Origin of the sequence: Bradyrhizobium sp. RT6a, assembly GCF_040547675.1 — a bacterium.
Taxonomy (GTDB): Bacteria; Pseudomonadota; Alphaproteobacteria; order Rhizobiales; family Xanthobacteraceae; genus Bradyrhizobium.
Genome location: NZ_JBEPQC010000003.1, coordinates 546,685 through 566,996 on the forward strand (window position 1 = coordinate 546,685; position 20,312 = coordinate 566,996).

Sequence of the window (20,312 nt, forward strand, 5' to 3'; positions counted from 1 at the left end):
TGACTCCTTCCCGCAATATTCGATTTTCACCAACTCCCGCGGCCGCCGGCCGGGGCGAACCCACGCGCGCGTGATCGAGAGGCAAACATGACCATCAGCATCAATGTTCCTGATATTCACGAACTGAAGCCCCGCATCACCGTGTTCGGCGTCGGCGGCGCCGGTGGTAACGCCGTCAACAACATGATCACGGCGGGCCTGCAGGGCGTCGACTTCGTGGTCGCCAACACCGACGCGCAGGCGCTGACGATGTCGAAGGCGCAGCGCATCGTGCAGATGGGCACGGCCGCCACGCAAGGGTTGGGCGCAGGTTCGCAGCCGGTCGTCGGCGCCGCCGCGGCCGAAGAGGTGATGGACGAACTGCGCGATCATCTCTCGGGCGCCAACATGGTGTTCGTCACCGCCGGCATGGGCGGCGGCACCGGCACCGGTGCGGCTCCCGTGATCGCCAAGATCGCGCGCGAGATGGGCATCCTCACCGTCGGCGTCGTGACCAAGCCGTTCCACTTCGAGGGCGGTCGCCGCATGCGCACCGCGGAAGCAGGCATCAACGAACTGCACAAGGTCGTCGACACCCTGCTGATCATCCCGAACCAGAACCTGTTCCGGGTCGCCAACGAAAAGACCACCTTCGCCGACGCCTTCGCGATGGCTGACCAGGTGCTCTATTCGGGCGTTGCCTGCATCACCGACCTGATGGTCAAGGAAGGCCTGATCAATCTCGACTTCGCCGACGTCCGCGCCGTCATGCGCGAGATGGGCAAGGCGATGATGGGCACGGGCGAAGCCTCCGGCGACAAGCGCGCGCTGACCGCCGCCGAAGCCGCGATCGCCAACCCGCTGATCGACGATAGCTCGATGAAGGGCGCCAAGGGCCTCCTGATCTCCATCACCGGCGGCAAGGATCTCACCCTGTTCGAGGTCGACGAAGCTGCGACCCGCATCCGCGAGGAAGTCGACCAGGACGCCAACATCATCGTCGGCGCCACCTTCGACGAAGCCCTCGACGGCCTGATCCGCGTCTCGGTCGTCGCTACCGGCATCGAGCAGGCCGCGATCGCGCGCAACAGCCAGGCCACCAGCGCTCCCGTGGCGAACCCTGCTCCGCAGGCGCAGCAGGCTCCCGCTGCTCCGGCCGCGGCTGCCGAGAGCCGTCTTGCCGATCTGACCGCACGGTTGCGCGCCGACAATCAGCGCATGGCCGAGCGCGCCCAGAAGTTCGAAGCGCAGACCCCGGCCGCCGGATCGGGCCAGTTTGCCGCCGCTCCCACGGCTCCGCGTCCGAACGTCGAGCGCGCTGCGCTTGCCGCCATCGCCGCCGCCGTTGCGGACGTCCCGCAGGCTCCCGCGCCGATGCAGACCTATGGCGACGTCACCGTGCGCCCGATCGCGCAGAAGCCCACGCTGTTCCCGGAGCCCGAGCAGGCGCCGATGGCCATGCATGAGCCGATGACGCCGGAAACCTTCATCCCGCCGCAGGCCGAGCGTGCGCCGGTGCGCACACCGCGGATGCCGCGGATCGAGGAACTTCCGATGCCCGCTCAGGCCGAGCTTCGCCAGGCCCGCGGCGAGGTCGAGGAGGAGACTCCGCAGAAGACCCGGCTGTCGCTGCTGCAGCGCCTCGCCAATGTCGGCCTCGGCCGTCGTGACGAGGAGAGCGAGGCGCCGATCGCGGCCCGCACCGCCGGTCCCGCGATGCCGCCGCTGCCCGATCGCCGCCCCCAGAAGTCCGTGGCGCAGCAAATCGCGTCCGCCGAGCCGGTGTCTGAGTATGCCCGTCGTCCCGCACCGCAGGGCCTGGACATGCATGGCCGTCCCGCGCCTGTTGCCCCGGCGCCACAGGGAGATGACCATCTTGATATCCCGGCCTTCCTGCGGCGGCAGGCGACCTGAGGATTGTTACAATAAGGCAGACGAAAAAAGGTCCCGGCGGGAAGCTTGCCGGGACCTTTTCTTTTGCCCCGTGCATATCCGGATTGCGTGGCCAAGCAACTGATTTTAAATCATTAATTACGTATTCGGTGGTTCAGTAAAATTGCCGAAAACGGCTCCGAACTCCGGTCCAATTTGGTTAAGCCTTGGCGCGAATACGGCGGGTTTGGGGTAACAATCGGTAAAAAAGCGTGAGTTGGCGCTGTTTGAGGCAGTGACTATGGTTTGCCGTGACTTGGGGATACGGATTCGGAACGAGCGGTCTTGGCCGCTCAGTCGGGTTCAGTATAAGTCGCGATAGTCGTAGTGGGGCGGTTCCTGATGAAATTTAGCCGGCAAACAACGCTTCGTGCGCAAGCCAGTGTGGCAGGCGTCGGCGTTCATTCCGGTCTTCCCGTCACGCTTACGCTTGGACCCGCGCCTGTCGACGCGGGCTTTGTTTTCGTCCGTACCGGGCTTGAGGGAAGCGACCGCGAAGTTCAGGCCACCGCCGAGCAGGTGATCGCGACCGATTTCGCCACCGTCCTCGGTGATCGCAACGGTCCGCTGGTTTCCACCGCCGAGCATGTGCTTGCTGCGCTGCGGGGCATGGGCGTCGACAACGCCATCATCGAGATCGACGGGCCCGAAGTGCCGATCATGGACGGCAGTGCGGCAGCCTTCGTTGCGGCGATCGACCAGGCCGGCATCGTGACCCAGCCGGCACAGCGCCGCTTCATCCAGGTTTTGAAGCCGATCTCGGTCAAGATCGGCGACTCCTTCGGTGAGATCAGGCCCTATGCCGACGGGTTCCGCGCCGAGGTCGAGATCGACTTCACCAATCCTGTCATCGGCCAGCAGAGCTACGCCTTCGACCTCAACCCGGAGCGTTTCCGCCGCGAAGTCGGCCGGGCCCGGACTTTCGGTCTGATGTGCGACGTTGCGCGGCTCTGGAGCGCCGGCTATGCGCTCGGCGCCTCGTTCGACAACACCGTCGTGTTCGACGAGGAGCGGCTGCTCAACACCGAAGGCCTGCGCTACGCCGACGAATGCGCCCGCCACAAGGTGCTGGATGTGATCGGCGACCTCGCGCTGGCCGGTCTGCCGTTGCTCGGCGCCTACCGCTCGGTACGTGGCGGCCACAAGCTCAACCACGCCGTCCTGACCGCGCTGCTCGCCGACCGCACCGCCTGGCGGGTGGTCGAGGGCGAGGCAGCCCGCCGCACCACGCGTCCGGTGGCCGAAACCGGTCGTGGCATCGTCGGTGGCCGGATCGCCGCGGTCTACGGGCCAGACGTTTCCTGAAGACAGACGTTTCCTGAAGCGGGCGTTTCCTAAGAGAGAGACGGGTCCTGAAGAGACCCGTTGCAATAGGCGTTTGGCGGCGGCTTTCCCCGGGAAACTCCTGGTAACGATGATCGGCTAGGATTGCGGCGCGTTCGCCTTAATCCGGGCGGAATGCCTGCCTATCCGGTTGGTTGAAGATCGTTTTTCGGTTACACCGGCGTGGCTGCATGGCAGGCACCACGGCTATATTTCGCGCCCAGGACGGGGTTCATGGGCTGGCGGACACCGCACCACAGGGCGTCAGGGCAATACTCATGTCGGCACAGCGTATGACGCGCGGATATCTTCAAGTCCTGTCTCGAGAAGTCTCGTCTCGAACCCGTGGGCTGATTCAGGCTGTCGCCCTCTTCGTGCTCGCGCTGCCGCTGGCGGGCTGCGGCACCGGTGCGCTTTGGGACAAGTTCACCGCCAAGGACGACACCTTCGTCGAGGAGCCCGCCGACAAGATCTACAATGAGGGCCTGTACCTCATGAACGAGAAGAAGGACATGAAGGCGGCGAACAAGAAGTTCGAAGAGGTCGACCGCCAGCATCCTTATTCCGACTGGGCCCGCAAATCGTTGCTGATGTCGGCCTACGCGTCGTACCAGGGCGGCGATTATGACAATTGCATCGGCGCGGCCACCCGCTACGTCACGCTGCATCCCGGCAGCCCGGATGCGGCCTACGCGCAATATCTGATTGCCGCCTCGCATTACGACCAGATTCCGGACATCAGCCGCGACCAGACCCGCACCGAGAAGGCGATCGCCTCGCTGGAAGAGGTGGTGCGCAAATATCCGACGTCCGAATATGCGACCTCGGCCAAGGCCAAGATCGAAGGTGCGCGCGACCAGCTCGCCGGCAAGGAAATGAACGTCGGCCGCTATTACGCGCAGAAGCGCGACTACACGGCGGCGATCAACCGCTACAAGGCCGTGGTGACGCAGTATCAGACCACCCGCCATGTCGAGGAGGCGCTGTACCGCCTGACCGAGGCCTATATGGCCATCGGCATCGTCGGCGAGGCCCAGACGGCCGCCGCCGTGCTCGGGCACAATTTTCCTGACAGTCGCTGGTACAAGGACGCCTATAATCTTGTAAAATCAGGCGGTCTCGAACCGAGCGAGAATCAGGGGTCCTGGATTAGCAAGACCTTCAAGAAAATGGGTCTCGGCTAGGAAATAGAGTTCCATGCTGGCGCGTCTGTCGATCCGTGACATCGTCCTGATCGAACGGCTCGATATCGAATTCGCAACGGGCCTCGCGGTTTTGACCGGCGAGACCGGTGCGGGCAAATCCATCCTGCTCGATGCCTTTGCACTGGCGCTCGGCGGCCGCGGCGATGCCGGCCTCGTGCGCCATGGCGCGGAGCAGGGGCAGGTCACTGCCGTATTCGATATCCCGAAAAACCATCCCGCGGCCAAAATCCTTGCGGAGAACGGGCTGGAGGATACCGGCGAGATGATTCTCCGCCGGGTCCAGCTCGCCGACGGCCGCACCCGCGCCTTCATCAACGACCAGGCGATCAGCGTGCAGACGCTGAAGGCGGTCGGTGCTGCCCTGGTCGAGATCCACGGCCAGCACGACGAGCGTGCGCTGGTCGATGCCGCCACCCACCGCCGCCTGCTCGACGCCTTCGCCGGCCTCGAAAAGGACGTCTCGGCGGTCGAAGCGCTCTGGGACGCCCGCCGCACCGCCAACACCGCGCTGGACGAGCATCGCGCCGGCATGGAGCGCGCCGCGCGCGAAGCCGATTACCTCCGTCACGCCTCCGACGAATTGAAGCAGCTCGCGCCCAAGGACGGCGAGGAGACCTCGCTGGCTTCGAGGCGCACGACCATGATGCAGGGCGAGAAGATCGCCTCCGACCTGCGCGAGGCGCAGGAGGCGGTCGGCGGCCACCATTCGCCGGTCGCCTCGCTGTCGGCCGCCGTGCGCCGGCTCGAGCGCCGCGGCGTCAACTCGCCGGCGCTGGTCGAGCCCGCGGTGAGGGCGATCGACACCGCGATCAACGCGCTGGAGGAAGCCGACCAGCATCTGCAGGCGGCGCTTGCCGCGACCGATTTCGATCCCTCAGAGCTCGAACGCATCGAGGAGCGGCTGTTCGCGCTGCGTGCAGCCTCGCGCAAATATTCGACGCCGGTCGACGGGCTCGCCGCGCTTGCTGCCAGATACGCCGCCGATGTCGTTCTGATCGATGCCGGCGCCTCACGGCTGAAAAAGCTGGAGCAGGCCGCGATCGAGGCCGATGCGCGCTATGCGACGGCCGCCAAGAAGCTGTCGATGGCGCGGCAGAAATCGGCGGAGAAGCTCAACAAGGCGGTCAATGCCGAGCTCGCGCCGCTCAAGCTCGAACGCGCCAAGTTCATGACCCAGGTCCAGACCGACGAGGCAGCTCCAGGGCCGCAAGGGTTCGACCGCGTCGAGTTCTGGGTGCAGACCAACCCGGGCACCAAGCCAGGGCCGATGATGAAGGTCGCCTCCGGCGGCGAGCTGTCGCGCTTTCTGTTGGCGCTGAAGGTCGTGCTGTCCGACCGGGGCTCGGCGCCGACTTTGGTGTTCGACGAGATCGACACCGGCGTCGGCGGCGCGGTCGCGGACGCGATCGGCGGACGGCTGGCGCGGCTCGCCGGCAAGGTTCAGGTGATGGCCGTGACCCACGCCCCGCAGGTCGCCGCCCGTGCCGACCAGCATTTGCTGATCTCCAAGGACGCACTGGACAAGGGCAAGCGTGTCGCCACCCGCGTCAATGCGCTCGCCGCCGACCACCGCCGCGAGGAGATCGCGCGGATGCTCGCCGGCGCCGAGATCACCGCCGAAGCAAGGGCTGCCGCGGACCGGCTGCTCAAGGCGGCGACGGCTTGATTTCGTGTCCCGGACGCGCGTAGCGCGAGCCGGGACCCAGAATCTCGCCCCGGCTCTGCAGCGCACCGCTAAAGAAGCGCTGCGCTGCGTCCGGGGCGCGAGACTTCAACCTGCCTTTACCCTCCCGTCCGCTCCGTCGTATTCAAGCACCATGGCCAGAGCAGTAAAATCCAAAGCAACACCGCTTCGCGACGTCGTCGACCTCACCAAGGCGCAGGCCAAGGTCGAGCACATGCGGCTTGCGCTCGAAATCGAGGGGCATAACGAACGCTACTATCAGGAGGACGCGCCCACCGTCACGGATGCCGAGTATGACGCGCTGCGCCAGCGCTTTAACGCGATCGAGAAGCGCTTTCCGGAATTCGTCAGCGCGGACTCGCCGTCGCAGAAAGTCGGCGCTGCACCGTCAGGCCGCTTCAAGAAAGTGCGGCATTCCGTCCCCATGCTGTCGCTCGACAACGCCTTTGCGGAAGAGGATCTGCGCGACTTCGTCGGCCGCATCGTGCGCTTCCTGAAGCTCGACGACGACAGAATCGATTTCTCCGCCGAGCCGAAGATCGACGGCCTCTCGATGTCGCTGCGCTATGAGGGCGGTGAGCTCGTCACCGCCGCGACTCGCGGCGACGGCGCGGTCGGCGAGGACGTCACCGCCAACATCCGCACCCTCGAAGACGTGCCGCAGAAGCTGAAGGGCCGCAACGTCCCAGACATCTGCGAGGTGCGCGGCGAGGTCTACATGACCAAGAAGGCGTTCTTGGCGCTCAACGAGCGGCAGAAGGCGGAAGGCAGCACCATCTTCGCCAATCCGCGCAACTCGGCCGCGGGCTCGCTCCGGCAGAAGGATCCGACCATCACCGCCTCGCGCCCCCTTGGCTTCTTCGCCTATGCCTGGGGCGAGATGAGCGCGATGCCGGAGGGCACGCAGAGCGGCATGATCGGCTGGTTCGAGCGCTGCGGATTCAAGACCAACCCGTTGACGAAACTCTGTCACTCGGTCGAGGAACTGCTGGCGTTTCATCATGCGATCGAGGAGCAGCGCGCAAAGCTCGACTACGACATCGACGGCGTCGTCTACAAGGTCGACCGCATCGACTGGCAGGAACGGCTCGGCTTCGTCTCGCGCACGCCGCGCTGGGGCATCGCCCACAAATTCCCCGCCGAACGCGCCATGACGGTGTTGCGCGACATCGAGATCCAGGTTGGTCGCACCGGCTCGTTCACGCCGGTGGGAAAGCTCGAGCCGGTCGGCGTCGGCGGTGTGATCGTGCAGAACGTCACGCTGCACAACGAGGACTACATCAAGGGCATCGGCAACAAGGGCGAGGTGCTGCGCGAGGGCCGCGACATCAGGATCGGCGACACCGTCGTGATCCAGCGCGCCGGCGACGTCATCCCGCAGGTGGTCGACGTCGTCCTCGACAAGCGGCCGAAGGCTGCCAAGGAATTCCAGTTCCCGAAGAAGTGCCCGTGCCCGTTGCACACCGATGTCACGCGCGAGGAAACGGCGGCGGGCGAAGAGGGCTCACGCGCTCGCTGCACCGGCGAGTTCGCCTGCCCCTATCAGAAGATCGAACATCTGAAGCTGTTCGTGTCGCGGCGCGCCTTCGACATCGACGGTCTTGGCGAGAAGCAGCTCCAGTATTTCTTCGACGAGGGTTTTGTGAAGGAGCCAGCGGACATCTTCACGCTGGAAAAGCGCAACGCAAAACTCAAGCTCGAGGACATCGAGGGCTACGGCGCAACCTCGGTGCGCAATCTGTTCAGCGCGATCGAGAGCCGTCGCAAGATTGCACTGGAGCGCTTTATCTACGCGCTCGGCATGCGTCATATCGGCGAGACCACGGGGCTGGCACTGGCACGCGGCTATGGCTCCTGGGACGCCTTCCACGACGCCAGCCTCAAGGTCGCCAAGGGCGACGAGGAGGCGATGGCCGAGATGGATGCGCTCGACCAGATCGGCGAGACCGTGATCAAGAGCATCGCCGATTATTTCGGCGAGAGCCACAATCGCGGCATCGTCGAGCGGCTGACCGAGGAGGTCGAGATCGTCGACGCCGAGAAGCCGAAGAGCAACTCCGCCGTCGCCGGCAAGACCGTAGTGTTCACGGGCTCGCTGGAGAAGATGACGCGCGACGAGGCCAAGGCCACCGCTGAGCGGCTAGGCGCAAAAGTGTCCGGATCGGTGTCCAAGAAAACCGATCTCGTCGTCGCCGGTCCCGGCGCGGGTTCGAAGCTCGCGGAAGCCAACAAGCATGGCGTCAAGGTGCTGACCGAGGACGAGTGGCTGGCGCTGATCGGGGAGTGAGGAGGGCGCGCTGGCGCGTCTCGCTCCGCTGTCATTCCCCGCGAAGGCGGGGAATCCAGTATTCCAGAGACAGTGCGAGGATACGGAAAAGCCGCGGCGTACTGGATCCCCCGCTTTCGCCGGGGATGACACCGAGGTCGTGGCGATCGCCGTCCCTCACATCATCCCGCTCTCTTCCTCTTCCGCCTGCTCGATCAGCGTCTCGCTCACCATGATCTCGCGGCGGGGGACGACGAAGATCATCGTGCAGGCGCAGAGCAGGGAGATCGCCAGCACCGCGGCGGTGAGCGGCAGCGTGGTGGCGGAATGGCCGCCGAGATAGGCGCCGAATTGCGACATCAGCGCGCCGATGCCTTGCTGGAGGAAGCCCATCGCACCTGACGCCGTGCCGGCGGCCTCGGGACGGATGCTGATCGCGCCGGCGGCCGAGTTCGCCATTACGAAGGCATTGCCGACCATCACGATCATCTGCGTGCCGAACAGCCAGGCGGGTGCCTCGTTCCAGCCGGCGAAGCTCCAGAGCAGGTTCAACAGGCTGCCGCAAAGCTGGAGCGCGAGGCCGAACCAGATCAACTTCTCCAGCGAGTGCCTGGGCGCAAAGCGCACGCAGAGCAGATTGCCGACGAGATACGCAAAACCCGTCGTCGCGAACCACGCGCCGTATTCGGCGCTGGTCCTGCCCATCTGCGTCACCACGATATAGGGTCCGCCGCCGGCGAAGGTGAAGATGATCTGCGAGGCCAGCACCTGGCACATCACGTAGCCGACGAAGGCGCGGTTGCGGATCAGGATGCCGACGTCGCCGCAAAAGCCGCTGCCGGCGGCGCGGTCTCGGCGGGTCTCGGGCAGCGCGATCGCGATGCCGACGGCGACGATGATCGCGGCGACGGTGATGGCGTAGAAGATCGCGCGCCAGCCGAATGCGGTCTCGATCAGGCCGCCGGTGAGCGGGGAGACCATCTGCCCGATCATCAGCGCCGCGACGACGAGGCTGATCATCGAGGCGACGCGGTCGCGCTCGTAGATGTCGCGGATGATGGCGCGGCTCACCACCATGCCGGCGGCGCCGCCCAGCGCCTGGAAGAAGCGCGCGGCGATCAGCTGCGGCAGCGTTTCCGCGAAGATGCAGGCGACGCTGGCGACGACCATCAGCGCCAGTCCTCCGAGCAGCACCGGGCGTCGCCCGAAACGGTCCGACAGCGGGCCCATGATGAGTTGCGACAGCGCGATGCCGACCATGTACAGCGACACCGTCATCTGCGCGACCGAGATGTCGCTGCCAAATGTCGTCGCCAGCACCGGCAGCGCCGGAACCAGCATGTAAAGCGAGATCGGCGCGATCCCGGTCATGACGACGAGCAGCAGCAACACCACGCGCGAGGTCGCGAGGTTCTTCGCCGTTTCCGGCGGTTTGCTCATCATGCCGTGCATGCGTGTCCGTCTGGTAGAAATTCGAACCGGACTGTAGCGTGCTGGCACATGACGCATATCGGCGTTTCGGAATGCGGCTATACGGATTCCGGGACGGTTGTGATGGCGGCGCGATGGCCACCGATTGGGGCGCGATGTTCGTGCCAGAAAGTCGGTGTCATCGCCCGGCTTGACCGGGCGATCCAGTACGCCGCGGCTTCTCCGCATACGTTTGCTGTCTCTGAAATACTGGATTCCCCGCCTTCGTGAGGAATGACAGCGCGGGTGGAAATGAGCCTTGCGCAAATCGCGTGGTGCTATGCGTCGAGCCCGTGAATGGCGAACTTACGCCTTCAGCTCCGCCGTGGCCTGGTCCAGCCAGGCCTTCGTCGTCGCGTCCAGCGCCGGCCGCACCTCGGCCCTGACGCGCGCATGGTAGGCGTTGAGCCAGTCGAGCTCGTCCTTGCCCAGCATGGCCACATCGATCAGCCGGCGGTCGATCGGCGCCAGCGTCAGCGTCTCGAACGCGTTCATCGATTTTTCCGCGCCCTTGATGTCGGCAGCGACCACCAGTTCGAGGTTCTCGATGCGGATGCCGAAACCGTCGGTCTTGTAGTAGCCGGGCTCGTTGGACAGGATCATGCCGCGCTTCAGCGGCGTGGTGCCGAGCTTCGATATCCGCGCCGGTCCTTCGTGCACCGAGAGATAGCTGCCGACGCCGTGGCCGGTGCCATGCTCGAAATCGATGCCAGCGGCCCAGAGATATTGCCGTGCGAGTGTGTCGAGCTGCGCACCGGTGGCGCCGTCTGGAAAGATCGCCCGCGCGATCGCGATGTGGCCGCGCAGCACACGCGTGAAACGGTCGCGCATCTCGTCGGTGGGCTCGCCCACGGCCATGGTGCGGGTCACGTCGGTGGTGCCGTCTTCGTATTGTGCACCTGAATCGATCAGCAGCAGATCGCCGGGCACGATCCGCCGGTTGCTCTTGCGGGTGACGCGGTAGTGCACGATGGCGCCATTCGGGCCGGTGCCCGATATGGTCGGGAACGACACGTCCTTGAGCGCGCCGGTGTCGCGGCGGAACGTCTCCAGTGCCTCGACCGCGTCGATCTCGGTGAGCTTGCCGCTTGCCGCCTCGCGGTCGATGAAGGCGAGGAAGCGTGCCAGCGCCACGGCGTCGCGCCGGTGCGCCGTTTGCGTGCCCTTGATCTCGGTCGTGTTCTTGACCGCCTTGAGCAGCGCGATCGGATCGCTGCCGCGCACCGGCTTGCCGCCGGCACCCGTGATCAGCCGGCTGAGGGCGTCGGCCGCGGTCGCATTGTCGAGCGCAATCGATCCACCACTCTTGGCGAGCGCCATCAGCGTCGGCGCCATCGCATCGGGCTCGCGCACGTCGGCGGACTGCTCGAGATGGTCCCGCGTCAAATTGGAGAGCTTGCGGTGATCGATGAAGATGGTGGGGCGGCCGTCCTTCGGCACCAGCGCATAGGACAGCGGCAGCGGCGTATGCGCGACGTCGGCGCCGCGGATGTTGAAGGTCCAGGCCACGGCATGGCTGTCGGACAGCACCAAGGCATCGACGCCGAGCTTGCCGATCTCGCTCCTGATCTGCGTCAGCTTCTCGGCTTCAGTCACGCCGGCATGTTGCATCCCGTGCACCGTGACCGGCGCAATCGGCGGCTGTGGCCGGTCCTGCCAGATCGCATCGACCGGATTGCTGTCGACCGCGACCAGCTCGGCACCGGCCTTGGCGCAGGCGGCGGCCAAACGCTCGGCTGCCGCAAAAGTGTGCAGCCACGGATCAAATCCGAGGCGGTCGCCGGCCTTCAGGTGTGCCGATATCCAGCTTTCCGGCGGGGGATCGATCAGAGATTCCACGGCCCAGGCCCTTGAATCGACCTGCTTGGCCGCCTGGATCGTGTAGCGTCCATCGACGAAGACCGCAGCCTCGTGCGTCAGCACCACCGCCAGTCCCGCCGAGCCCGTAAAACCGGTCAGCCAGGCCAGACGCTCTTCCGACGGCGGCACATACTCATTCTGCTGCTGATCGGCGCGTGGAATCACGAAACCGGTCAGCTTGCGGCGGGCGAGTTCTTCACGGAGCGCGGCCAGCCGGGCCGTCAATGCGACGCCGGCCTCGGGCTCCTCGAATGTCTGGAAGTGCGCTTCGAACATGGTGGATCACTTTAGGATCATGCGGATCAGTCCGCAATGTAGACGCATTTGAGGTCGCATCTGGCATGGACTGTGCTTGAACAAGTTCCATTCGAATTGAGTGGAGTACAGGATGCGGCAGTTGCGCTTCGTCCGGATAACAGGGAAATTCGAGCAAGTTGTTCATCTCAACGACGAGGGGACACTCGATGCCAGCGTTCACGTTTGAGAAGATTACGCCGCCGGTGCGCCGCGCTCCGGCTGCGGCGACAACACCGAAGAAGCCGCGCGGCCTCATCAGCCAGATGATCGACCGTTTCGCCGAACGCCGAGCGAGGCGCGCCTCGCAGGCCGAGCGCGCGATGCGCCGGGACGAGAAGGCCGCGAAGTAGCGGCATCTACGGCACCACTCCTACTCACCCATCTTCCGCAGCAGCAGGCTGCTCCACCCCTCGATCCGCAAGTGCTTCAGAGGCACGAGGCCGCGCGCGCGGTAGGCGGCGATCACGGCGCGGACCTGGGGCGTCAACAGGCCGGAGAGGATGACGCGCCCGCCAGGGGCGAGGTGCCGCGTCAACGGGCCCGCCAATTGCCGTAACGGATTGGCAAGGATGTTGGCCAGCACCAGGTCGAACGGGCCGCATCTGCCGAAATCAGCCGCAGCGAAGCCGGTGGCGCGGATCACTCGCACATGGTGACCGACCTCGTTCAACAAGGCGTTCTCGGCTGCCACCTTGACCGAGGCCGGGTCGATGTCGGAGGCCAGCACCGCGTGATGCAGCGCCTTCGCCGCCGCTATCCCGAGCACGCCGGTCCCGGTGCCGAGGTCGAGCACGCGGCCGGGCCGGGTGCTTTTCAGGACATGGTCAAGCAGGAGTAAACAGCCGCGTGTGGTGCCGTGATGGCCGGTGCCGAAGGCGAGAGCGGCCTCGATCTCGATGGCGAGCTTGTTTGGCGGCACGCGGTCGCGGTCATGGCTGCCGTGGACGACGAAGCGCCCGGCCGGCACCGGGACGAGATCTTCCAGGCTTGATTTGACCCAGTCCCTGGCTTCGACGGTGTCGAAGGCCAGCGTGTCCGCGATCTCATTTCCTGCTGAGGTTGCAACGAGTTCGCGAAGCCACGCCCGGTCCGGCGCGTTCGCGAAATGCAGCGCGACGTCCCACTGTCCGTTAGGCTGCTCGAAGGCGGCGACCGCCGCATCGTCCTCGAAGAACATTTCGGTGAGGACGTCGACAATGCGCCTGGCGGCGATCTCGCTGCCGATCGAAAAACTGGCGCGATGGGTGGAGGGCTGCATTCTCAGGGTTCCGTCCGGTTCAATTTTTGGAACTTTTGTTCCCAATTTTTCGCATAACTTGCATTCTTGAGATTAACCCGACCGCAGGTTGTAGGACGTAAATTTGCGGATGTTGGGCAAACCACACAGCTCGAAATGGAATAGGAGGCGAGACTTGAAGCGCATGATTTTGAAGTTCTGGACCGACGATTCAGGTGCAACCGCAATCGAATACGGCCTGATCGCAGCAGGTATCGCGCTGGCGATCATCACCGTGGTGAACGGCCTGGGCACCACGATGAACGAGAAGTTCACCTCGATTAGCACCTCCTTGAAGTAATTTCCGCCTCCCATTTCCGGCGGGGCCATTTCTCCATACGACTGCTTTCGACCAGCGCCCGCCGGGGGGAATTGCCCCCTGGGGGGCGACGTCGTTTTTGGGGGGCTTTCACAGAATGCCCACAGGCTATCCGCTCGCTTGTCCGGACATTGGCCACAGATTGTCCCGCCGCTCATCCCCGGATTTTCCACCAACTTGTACCAGGCATGGACGAGCGTAACCCACAGCTCTTCCACAGCTCTGCCAACAACCTGTCCACAGCTTATCCCCGGGCTTATCCACGCCTTCCGAACAGCGACCTGTGATCTCTCAGGATCGCCTGCGCGGCGTTGTGGCCGGGGGCGCCGGTGACGCCGCCGCCGGGGTGGGCGCCGGAGCCGCAGTGATAGAGGCCCCTCACGGGTCCGCGATAATCGGCGTGGCCCAGCATCGGCCGCGCCGAGAACAGCTGGTTCAGCGTCAGCGCGCCGTGGAAGATGTCGCCGCCGAGCAGGCCGAATTGCCGTTCGAGATCGAGCGGTGACAGGATCTGGCGGCCGAGCACGCTTGCCGCAAAACCCGGCGCGTATTTGTCCACCGTCGCGATCATGAGGTCGGCGACCTCGTCGCGATGGTCGTCCCACGACTTTCCATCGGGAAGCTCCGGCGCGACATGCTGGCAGAACAGGCTCGCGACATGTTGTCCTGCGGGCGCGAGGGTATCGTCGAGCGTCGAGGGGATCAGCATTTCCACGACCGGCTCTCGACTCCAGCCGTGCGCCCGGGCATCGAGGAAGGCGCGGTCCATGTAGCCGAGATCAGGGGCCAGGATAATGCCCGAGGTGAGATGATCGCCGTCGCCTGGCAGCGCCGTGAAGGAGGGCAGGCGGTCCAGCGCCACGTTCATGCGGAAGGTGCCGGAGCCGTTCTTCCAGTGCCGGATGCGGTCGAGGAAGTTTTGGGGAAGGGCATCGGCGGCGACCAGCCGCGTATAGAGCAGCTTCGGATTGACGTTGGCCGCGACATATTTCGCGCGGATGGTTGTGCCGTCCTCCAGCGCCACGCCGACCGCGCGGTCGCGCTCGACGATGACCTCGCGCACGCCCGCATCGGTGTCGATCACAACGCCGCGGTCGCGTGCGGCGCGCGCCATGGCTTGCGTGATCGCGCCCATGCCGCCGATGGCGTGCCCCCAGACGCCCTTCTTGCCGTTCACCTCGCCGAAGGCGTGATGCAGCATCACATAGGCCGAGCCCGCGGCGTAAGGGCTGGCATAATTGCCGACGATGGCATCGAAGCCGAACAGCGCCTTGACCAGATCATGCTCGAAACGTTCATCCAGCATCTCGCCGGCCGAGCGGGTGAAGAGATCGAGCAGGCTGCGGTTCTGCTCCAGCGATAGCCCACGAAGGATGTTGGCGCTCTGGAACGCGTTCACGGCTTCGCGGATCGAGGCCGTGCCGAAACCGTCGAGCAGGTTTGGCGGCGCGCGCAGCACGAACTGCCGGAGCACGTCGGCGATCTCTTCGAGCTCGCGCGAAAACCCATCGAGCGCGTTTGCATCATGCGCGCTCAGCCGTGCGACGGACGCCTGCGTCCGCCCCTGGCCGGTGAGGAGATAGCTGCCGTCGGGCGCGGGCAGAAAATTCTGCGCGCGCCGTTCGACGATCCGCAGGCCCTGCTCGGCCAGCTTGAGGTCCCGGATCACCTGCGGATTGAGCAGGCTCACGGTGTAGGCCGCGACCGAATTGCGGAAGCCGGGATGAAACTCCTCTGTGACCGCGGCCCCGCCGACCACCTTGCGGCGCTCGACCACGCGCACGCGCAAGCCGGCCATCGCGAGATAGGCCGCGCAGGTGAGGCCGTTATGGCCAGCGCCGATGATGACGACGTCGGTTTCGATCATGCGTCCCTGGTGGTGTCATTCCGGCGTGCGCGAAGCGCGAACTGTGGTGCGGGCTCCGCACCGGAGAATCTCGAGGTTCCGGGTTCGATGCTCCGGGCCGCGCTTCGCGGTCCCGTCGCATCGCCCCGGAACGACCGTCTTATATCAAGCATTCCCCGCTGCAACATCACGAGACCCTTTATTGCTCGTTCAGGCGCCTTGTGCTCCATTGCGCGCGCCCGGCGCCCGCCGGGATTATGCCGGAGCTTCCATGGATTCGATCGTGCAACCCGCCGCCACGGAGCAGCCGTCCTCGTCGCGCAACCGGCTGCTGCTGACGGTCTACACCGCCGCGATCTTCGTCAGCGCGCTGTTGCTGTTCTCGGTGCAGCCGCTGTTCACGAAGATGGTCCTGCCGCGGCTCGGCGGCTCGCCGGCGGTGTGGTCGGTGGCGATGGTGTTCTTCCAGTCGCTGCTGCTGGCGGGCTACGCCTATGCGCATGTGTTGATGCAGGTGAGGAACCGCATCGTTCCGGTGGTGGTGCATCTCCTGCTGCTGATCGCAGCCTTCGTCACGTTGCCGCTCGGCATCGCCTCGGCCTATGGCGAGCCGCCCGGCTCGGGCTACGCGATCTGGCTGCTCGGCCTGTTCGTGATCTCGATCGGGCTGCCGTTTTTCGCGCTCGCCGCCAACAATCCGTTGCTGCAGGCCTGGTTCGTCCGCACCGGGCATCCTGCCGGACATGATCCCTATTTCCTCTATGCGTCCTCCAACATCGGCAGCTTTCTCGCCCTGCTGTCCTATCCGTTCCTGCTGGAGCCGATGTTCACGCTGCACACGCAGAACCGGCTCTGGACCGGCGGTTACGGCATTCTGATCCTCCTGATCGCGGCATGTGGCGTGCTGCTGTTGCGCTCGCCTAAGCTGGCCATGGTCGATGCGCGCACCGAGGATATCAACGCGCCGGCGCCCGGTTTCATGACGCGGCTGCGCTGGATATTCCTCGCCGGGGTGCCGTCCGGCCTGCTCATTGCCGTCACCGCCCACATCTCGACCGACGTTGCGGCAGCGCCGTTGCTGTGGGTGCTGCCGCTGTCGCTCTACCTCTTGACTTGGGTGGTGGTGTTCCAGTCGCGGCCGCTGCTGCCGCACAAATGGATGCTGATGCTCCAGCCGGTCGCGATTGCGGGCGTCGTCTTCCTGCTGGCGTTCGGCGGCGAACAGAATCTGCTGCTGACGCTCGGCGGCCATCAATTGTGCTTCTTCGTCATCGCGATGGCCTGCCACGGCGAATTGGCGCGGACCCGGCCGGCCGCTAAATATCTCACCGGCTTTTATGTCGCGCTGTCGTTCGGCGGCATGGTCGGGGGCCTGTTCGCAGGGCTCGTTGCGCCGTTCACATTCTCCTGGATTGCCGAATACCCGATCCTGGTTGCGCTTGCCGCGCTGTGCCGTCCGCCCGCGAACGAGCGGCTGGCGGGCATCGTCAAATGGTACTGGCTGGCGCTTGCCGCGCTTGCCGTCGTGCTCGTTGTGCCGTCCACCACGACGGGCGGGCTGTCGACATGGTTCGAGGATCACCGGGTCTGGACGGCCGGCGGCGTCGGCGTTCTCGCCGCGCTGCTGGCGCTGGCGGTCAACGCCGACCGCTGGAAGATTTTCGCCACCGTCGTGCTCGCGCTGGCGTTGATCCGGGTTTATCCGGCGGACGAAGGCCGCGTCACCACGGTGCGCAGCTTCTTCGGCGTGCACAAGATCGTGGTGACGCCCGGCGGCTATTTCCATGTGCTGATGCACGGCACCACGATCCACGGCGCCGAGCGTTTCCTCAACAATGACGGCACGCCCGTCACCGGCCGGCCCGAGCCGATCACCTACTATCACAGGGATGGCGGCATCGGTCAGGCCGTCACCGCGATCCGCGAGCGCAAGGGCGCGCCGCTGAAGGTTGCCGCAATCGGCGTCGGATCGGGCACGCTCGCCTGCGCCGCCGAGCCGGGCGAAAGCTGGACCTTCTTCGAGATCGATCAGTCCATGGTCGACGCGGCAAGCAATGCGAAGAATTTCCGCTACATATCGAGCTGCATGCCGGGCCTGAAGCCGGTGATCGGGGATGCTCGTCTCACCTTCGCGAAGGAGCTGGACGGCGCCTATGATCTCATCATCGTCGACGCCTATTCGTCCGATGCGATCCCGATCCATCTTGCGACCGAAGAGGCGATGAAGATCTACAAGGACAAGCTCGCTCCGCACGGTGCCGTGGTGATGCACGTCTCCAACCGCCACCTCGATCTCGAGACTGTCGTGGTCGGCATCGCCGATGCCAACGATCTCAAGAGCTGGGTCTACAACGAGGATTCGGGGCGCGATGGCGACTACATCTTCTCGACCGACGTTGTCATCTCCGCCCGCGAGGATGCCGACGTCGGCAGGCTCGCATCGTCGAAATCATGGGAGCAGACCGAAGCCGACGACAGGGTGCGGGTCTGGACCGACGATTACTCCAACATTTTGGGCGCGCTGTACCGGCGCTTGCGGGACGGGGAGTAGGCTTCGCGCCACTCATGGTCTCGTGCCCCGGACGCTGCGCAGCACGAAGTGATGCGCAGCAGAGCCGGGGCCCATCGCAACTTCTGGGTCCCGGCTCTGCGGAGCAGCGTTGCACGCTGCACCGCGTCCGGGACACGAGACCTGGTCTTAAGGCTCCACCGGTGTCCCCGCGGGCAACGCAATTCCCTTCTCGCCCGCGACCTGTCGCAGCAGGTCGGGCCTGTCGGAGATGATGCCGTCGACGCCGATCTCGATCATGCGCGCCATGTCCTCAGGCTTGTTGACCGTCCAGACCACGACGCGCAGCCCGAGCGCATGGGCCTCGGCGACCAGCGCCGCGGTCACATCGCCGAAATAGGGCGACCAGACCGCGCCGCCCGCAGCCTTGATGGTTCGGGGCAGCGACCCGCCATGGTCGGCCGGGCTGAATCCCGCCGTCCAACTGGTGGCCTTGTCCAGCGCCACCGTCTGGCCCGAGCCGCGCTGGAGTGTCAGGTACACCGTCGGCATCTTCGGTGCCCGCTGCTGGACGAGCAGCAGGGTCCGCCAGTCGAACGACTGGATCATGACGCGGTCGGAGAATTTTGCGGCTTCGACCACGCCGAGCAGCCTGGTAACGAAAGCTTGCGGATCGAGCGTCTCGTCCGGATGGTTGGGATCGATCTTGGTCTCGATGTTGAAGCGCACGCGCGTGTTGCCGGATTTGCGCACCAGCGCGAACAGCTCGCTCAGGGTCGGAATGCGGGTCCCGGGCATGGCGCGCTGGTCGGGGAATTGCTTCGCGTAAGGGCTGTCTGGCCGGATCTCGCCGACGTCATAGGTCCTGACGTCGGCGAGCCGCAGTTTCACGAACGGCGTGCCGGGAGGCGCGATGTAGGCGCCGCCCGCATCCCGCGCGAGATCAGGATTGAGCCCGCGCTCATGCGAGACGACGACTTCGCCGTCGGCGGTGATGCCGACGTCGAGCTCCAGCGTGTCCACGCCCATCGACAGCGCGTTGGCGAACGCCGGAAGCGTGTTTTCCGGCAGCAGTGCCCGCCCGCCGCGATGGGCCTCGAGGTCGAAAGCCGAATCAGCCCCCATGGCCGGTCCCGCAATGAGAAGTGACAGTACGGTCAAGATCGTCGCAGCACGTGACGGCATGGCGGCTCGTGGGGCAAGCGGAAAGGGTGATATTTCAACGCATTTGGGCGCGTTCGGCCCATAGTATAGGCTTTCGTGGCTGTTGAAACCTTGGGCGGCGGCTTGGGTTGCGGCCGCCGCGGGGGTATGTACTCATAGTCGGCGCCCTGGAAATCCGCCCGTGCAGCAGCAACGCGATCATCGAATTATCCGCAGCCGGCATTTTCGCCGGATGCAGCGCCGGCATTTCATCATCTTCGACGTTTTGCCCTTCCTCGGCACGCTGCTGGCACTGGCCCTTCTGCTCTACCGCCCGATCGGCGCGATGGAGCTTGGCCTGTTCGTTGGCTTCTGGCTGGTCACCGGCCTCGGCCTTACCGTCGGTTATCACCGGCTCTTCACCCACCGCGCCTTCGCGACCTCCACGGCGATGAGTGCGATCCTGGTCGTGATGGGATCGATGGCCGGCCGCGGTCCCATGCTGTCCTGGGCGGCAATGCACCGCCGGCACCACGAATTGTCCGATCACGACGGCGATCTGCATTCGCCGCGGCTGCACGGCGAGGGCCCATTCGGCCGCGGCGCGGCTTCCTGCACGCGCATTTGACCTGGATGATCGAGCACGATTATCCCAACGTTGCGCACTATGTCCCGGATCTGATGGCGGATCGCAGGCTGGTTGCCGTCAACAGCTACTATTACACCTGGGTCGGTCTCGGCCTGGTGCTGCCCGCCGCGATCGGCGGCCTCGCCACCATGAGCCTGTGGGGCGCACTCACCGGCTTGCTCTGGGGCGGCGTGGTGCGCATGTTCGTGGTCGAGCAGACCATGTCGGCCATCAACTCCGTGATGCATAGCTTTGGCGCGCAGCCCTTCGTCACCCGCGACGACAACAGCCGCAATCTCGGCGTGATGGCCTGGCTTGCCTGGGGCGAGGGCTGGCACAACAACCACCACGCCTTTCCCTATTCCGCGGCGTTCGGCCTGCGCTGGTTCGAGTTCGATCCCGGCTTCATCTTCATCCGGGCTCTGGAAGCGCTCGGATTGGCCTGGGACGTCAAGGTGCCGAGCGAGGAGAAGATTGCGCGACGCATGCTGCGGCAGCCCGGCGACGCTGCGCCCGACCTCGAAACGGGCTGAGCATCATCCGCCGGCTCGCGCCGGCGATGGCGCGGCTTTGAA

General features: G+C 65.3%; 15 protein-coding genes. 10 read left to right on the forward strand and 5 right to left on the reverse strand.

Annotated features, from left to right (window positions below; translation table 11 throughout):
• Positions 1-87: 87 nt before the first annotated feature.
• The 5 genes from ftsZ to ligA all read left to right on the forward strand — a co-directional run bounded on the left by ftsZ (position 88) and on the right by ligA (position 8,410).
• Positions 88-1,893 carry a cell division protein FtsZ gene (ftsZ, locus tag ABIC03_RS20590; protein ID WP_354060522.1) on the forward strand — a complete coding sequence of 602 codons (1,806 nt, stop codon included), beginning with the start codon at positions 88-90 and terminating at the stop codon, positions 1,891-1,893.
• Positions 1,894-2,253: 360 nt separating this feature from the next.
• A complete protein-coding gene (lpxC, locus tag ABIC03_RS20595) occupies positions 2,254-3,216 on the forward strand; it encodes a UDP-3-O-acyl-N-acetylglucosamine deacetylase (protein WP_275173869.1) in 963 nt (320 codons plus the stop codon).
• A gap of 296 nt (positions 3,217-3,512) precedes the next feature.
• Entirely contained in the window at positions 3,513-4,418 is a 906-nt protein-coding gene (locus ABIC03_RS20600) for an outer membrane protein assembly factor BamD (RefSeq protein WP_354060524.1), read from the forward strand.
• A 13-nt stretch (positions 4,419-4,431) separates the two neighbouring features.
• Positions 4,432-6,105: a DNA repair protein RecN gene (recN, locus tag ABIC03_RS20605; protein WP_354060526.1), complete on the forward strand. Its 1,674-nt coding sequence runs from the start codon at positions 4,432-4,434 to the stop codon at positions 6,103-6,105.
• A gap of 151 nt (positions 6,106-6,256) precedes the next feature.
• Positions 6,257-8,410: an NAD-dependent DNA ligase LigA gene (gene ligA, locus ABIC03_RS20610; protein WP_354060528.1), complete on the forward strand. Its 2,154-nt coding sequence runs from the start codon at positions 6,257-6,259 to the stop codon at positions 8,408-8,410.
• 156 nt (positions 8,411-8,566) lie between these two features.
• Here the strand turns inward: ligA and ABIC03_RS20615 are convergent, their stop codons facing one another.
• Together ABIC03_RS20615 and ABIC03_RS20620 are read right to left on the reverse strand one after the other, a co-directional pair.
• Positions 8,567-9,841, reverse strand: coding sequence for a multidrug effflux MFS transporter (locus ABIC03_RS20615; RefSeq protein ID WP_354060530.1), 1,275 nt, complete (start codon positions 9,839-9,841; stop codon positions 8,567-8,569).
• A 324-nt stretch (positions 9,842-10,165) separates the two neighbouring features.
• Complete coding sequence (locus ABIC03_RS20620; protein WP_354060532.1) at positions 10,166-11,995, reverse strand: aminopeptidase P family protein; 1,830 nt, start codon at positions 11,993-11,995, stop codon at positions 10,166-10,168.
• A gap of 188 nt (positions 11,996-12,183) precedes the next feature.
• Here ABIC03_RS20620 and ABIC03_RS20625 point away from each other — a divergent pair, with 188 nt between their 5' ends.
• Positions 12,184-12,366: a hypothetical protein gene (locus tag ABIC03_RS20625; protein ID WP_354060534.1), complete on the forward strand. Its 183-nt coding sequence runs from the start codon at positions 12,184-12,186 to the stop codon at positions 12,364-12,366.
• A 20-nt stretch (positions 12,367-12,386) separates the two neighbouring features.
• Here ABIC03_RS20625 and ABIC03_RS20630 read toward each other — a convergent pair whose 3' ends face one another.
• Entirely contained in the window at positions 12,387-13,274 is an 888-nt protein-coding gene (locus tag ABIC03_RS20630; protein ID WP_354060536.1) for a 50S ribosomal protein L11 methyltransferase, read from the reverse strand.
• A gap of 163 nt (positions 13,275-13,437) precedes the next feature.
• On the opposite strand from ABIC03_RS20630, the gene ABIC03_RS20635 reads away from it, so the two are divergent.
• Complete coding sequence (locus ABIC03_RS20635) at positions 13,438-13,593, forward strand: Flp family type IVb pilin (protein WP_456769831.1); 156 nt, start codon at positions 13,438-13,440, stop codon at positions 13,591-13,593.
• A 274-nt stretch (positions 13,594-13,867) separates the two neighbouring features.
• Here the strand turns inward: ABIC03_RS20635 and ABIC03_RS20640 are convergent, their stop codons facing one another.
• Entirely contained in the window at positions 13,868-15,478 is a 1,611-nt protein-coding gene (locus ABIC03_RS20640) for a phytoene desaturase family protein (protein ID WP_354060538.1), read from the reverse strand.
• Between the two features lie 250 nt (positions 15,479-15,728).
• Here ABIC03_RS20640 and ABIC03_RS20645 point away from each other — a divergent pair, with 250 nt between their 5' ends.
• Positions 15,729-18,008, forward strand: coding sequence for a spermidine synthase (locus ABIC03_RS20645; protein WP_354060540.1), 2,280 nt, complete (start codon positions 15,729-15,731; stop codon positions 18,006-18,008).
• 147 nt (positions 18,009-18,155) lie between these two features.
• Here ABIC03_RS20645 and ABIC03_RS20650 read toward each other — a convergent pair whose 3' ends face one another.
• The gene (locus tag ABIC03_RS20650; RefSeq protein WP_354060542.1) at positions 18,156-19,151 is read right to left on the reverse strand and encodes a glycerophosphodiester phosphodiesterase; all 996 of its coding nucleotides are present in this window, start codon (positions 19,149-19,151) and stop codon (positions 18,156-18,158) included.
• 160 nt (positions 19,152-19,311) lie between these two features.
• Here ABIC03_RS20650 and ABIC03_RS20655 point away from each other — a divergent pair, with 160 nt between their 5' ends.
• Together ABIC03_RS20655 and ABIC03_RS20660 are read left to right on the forward strand one after the other, a co-directional pair.
• Positions 19,312-19,737, forward strand: a complete 426-nt coding sequence (locus ABIC03_RS20655) for a hypothetical protein (protein WP_354060544.1) — start codon at positions 19,312-19,314, stop codon at positions 19,735-19,737.
• A 5-nt stretch (positions 19,738-19,742) separates the two neighbouring features.
• Entirely contained in the window at positions 19,743-20,270 is a 528-nt protein-coding gene (locus ABIC03_RS20660; RefSeq protein ID WP_354060546.1) for a fatty acid desaturase, read from the forward strand.
• Positions 20,271-20,312 lie beyond the last annotated feature (42 nt).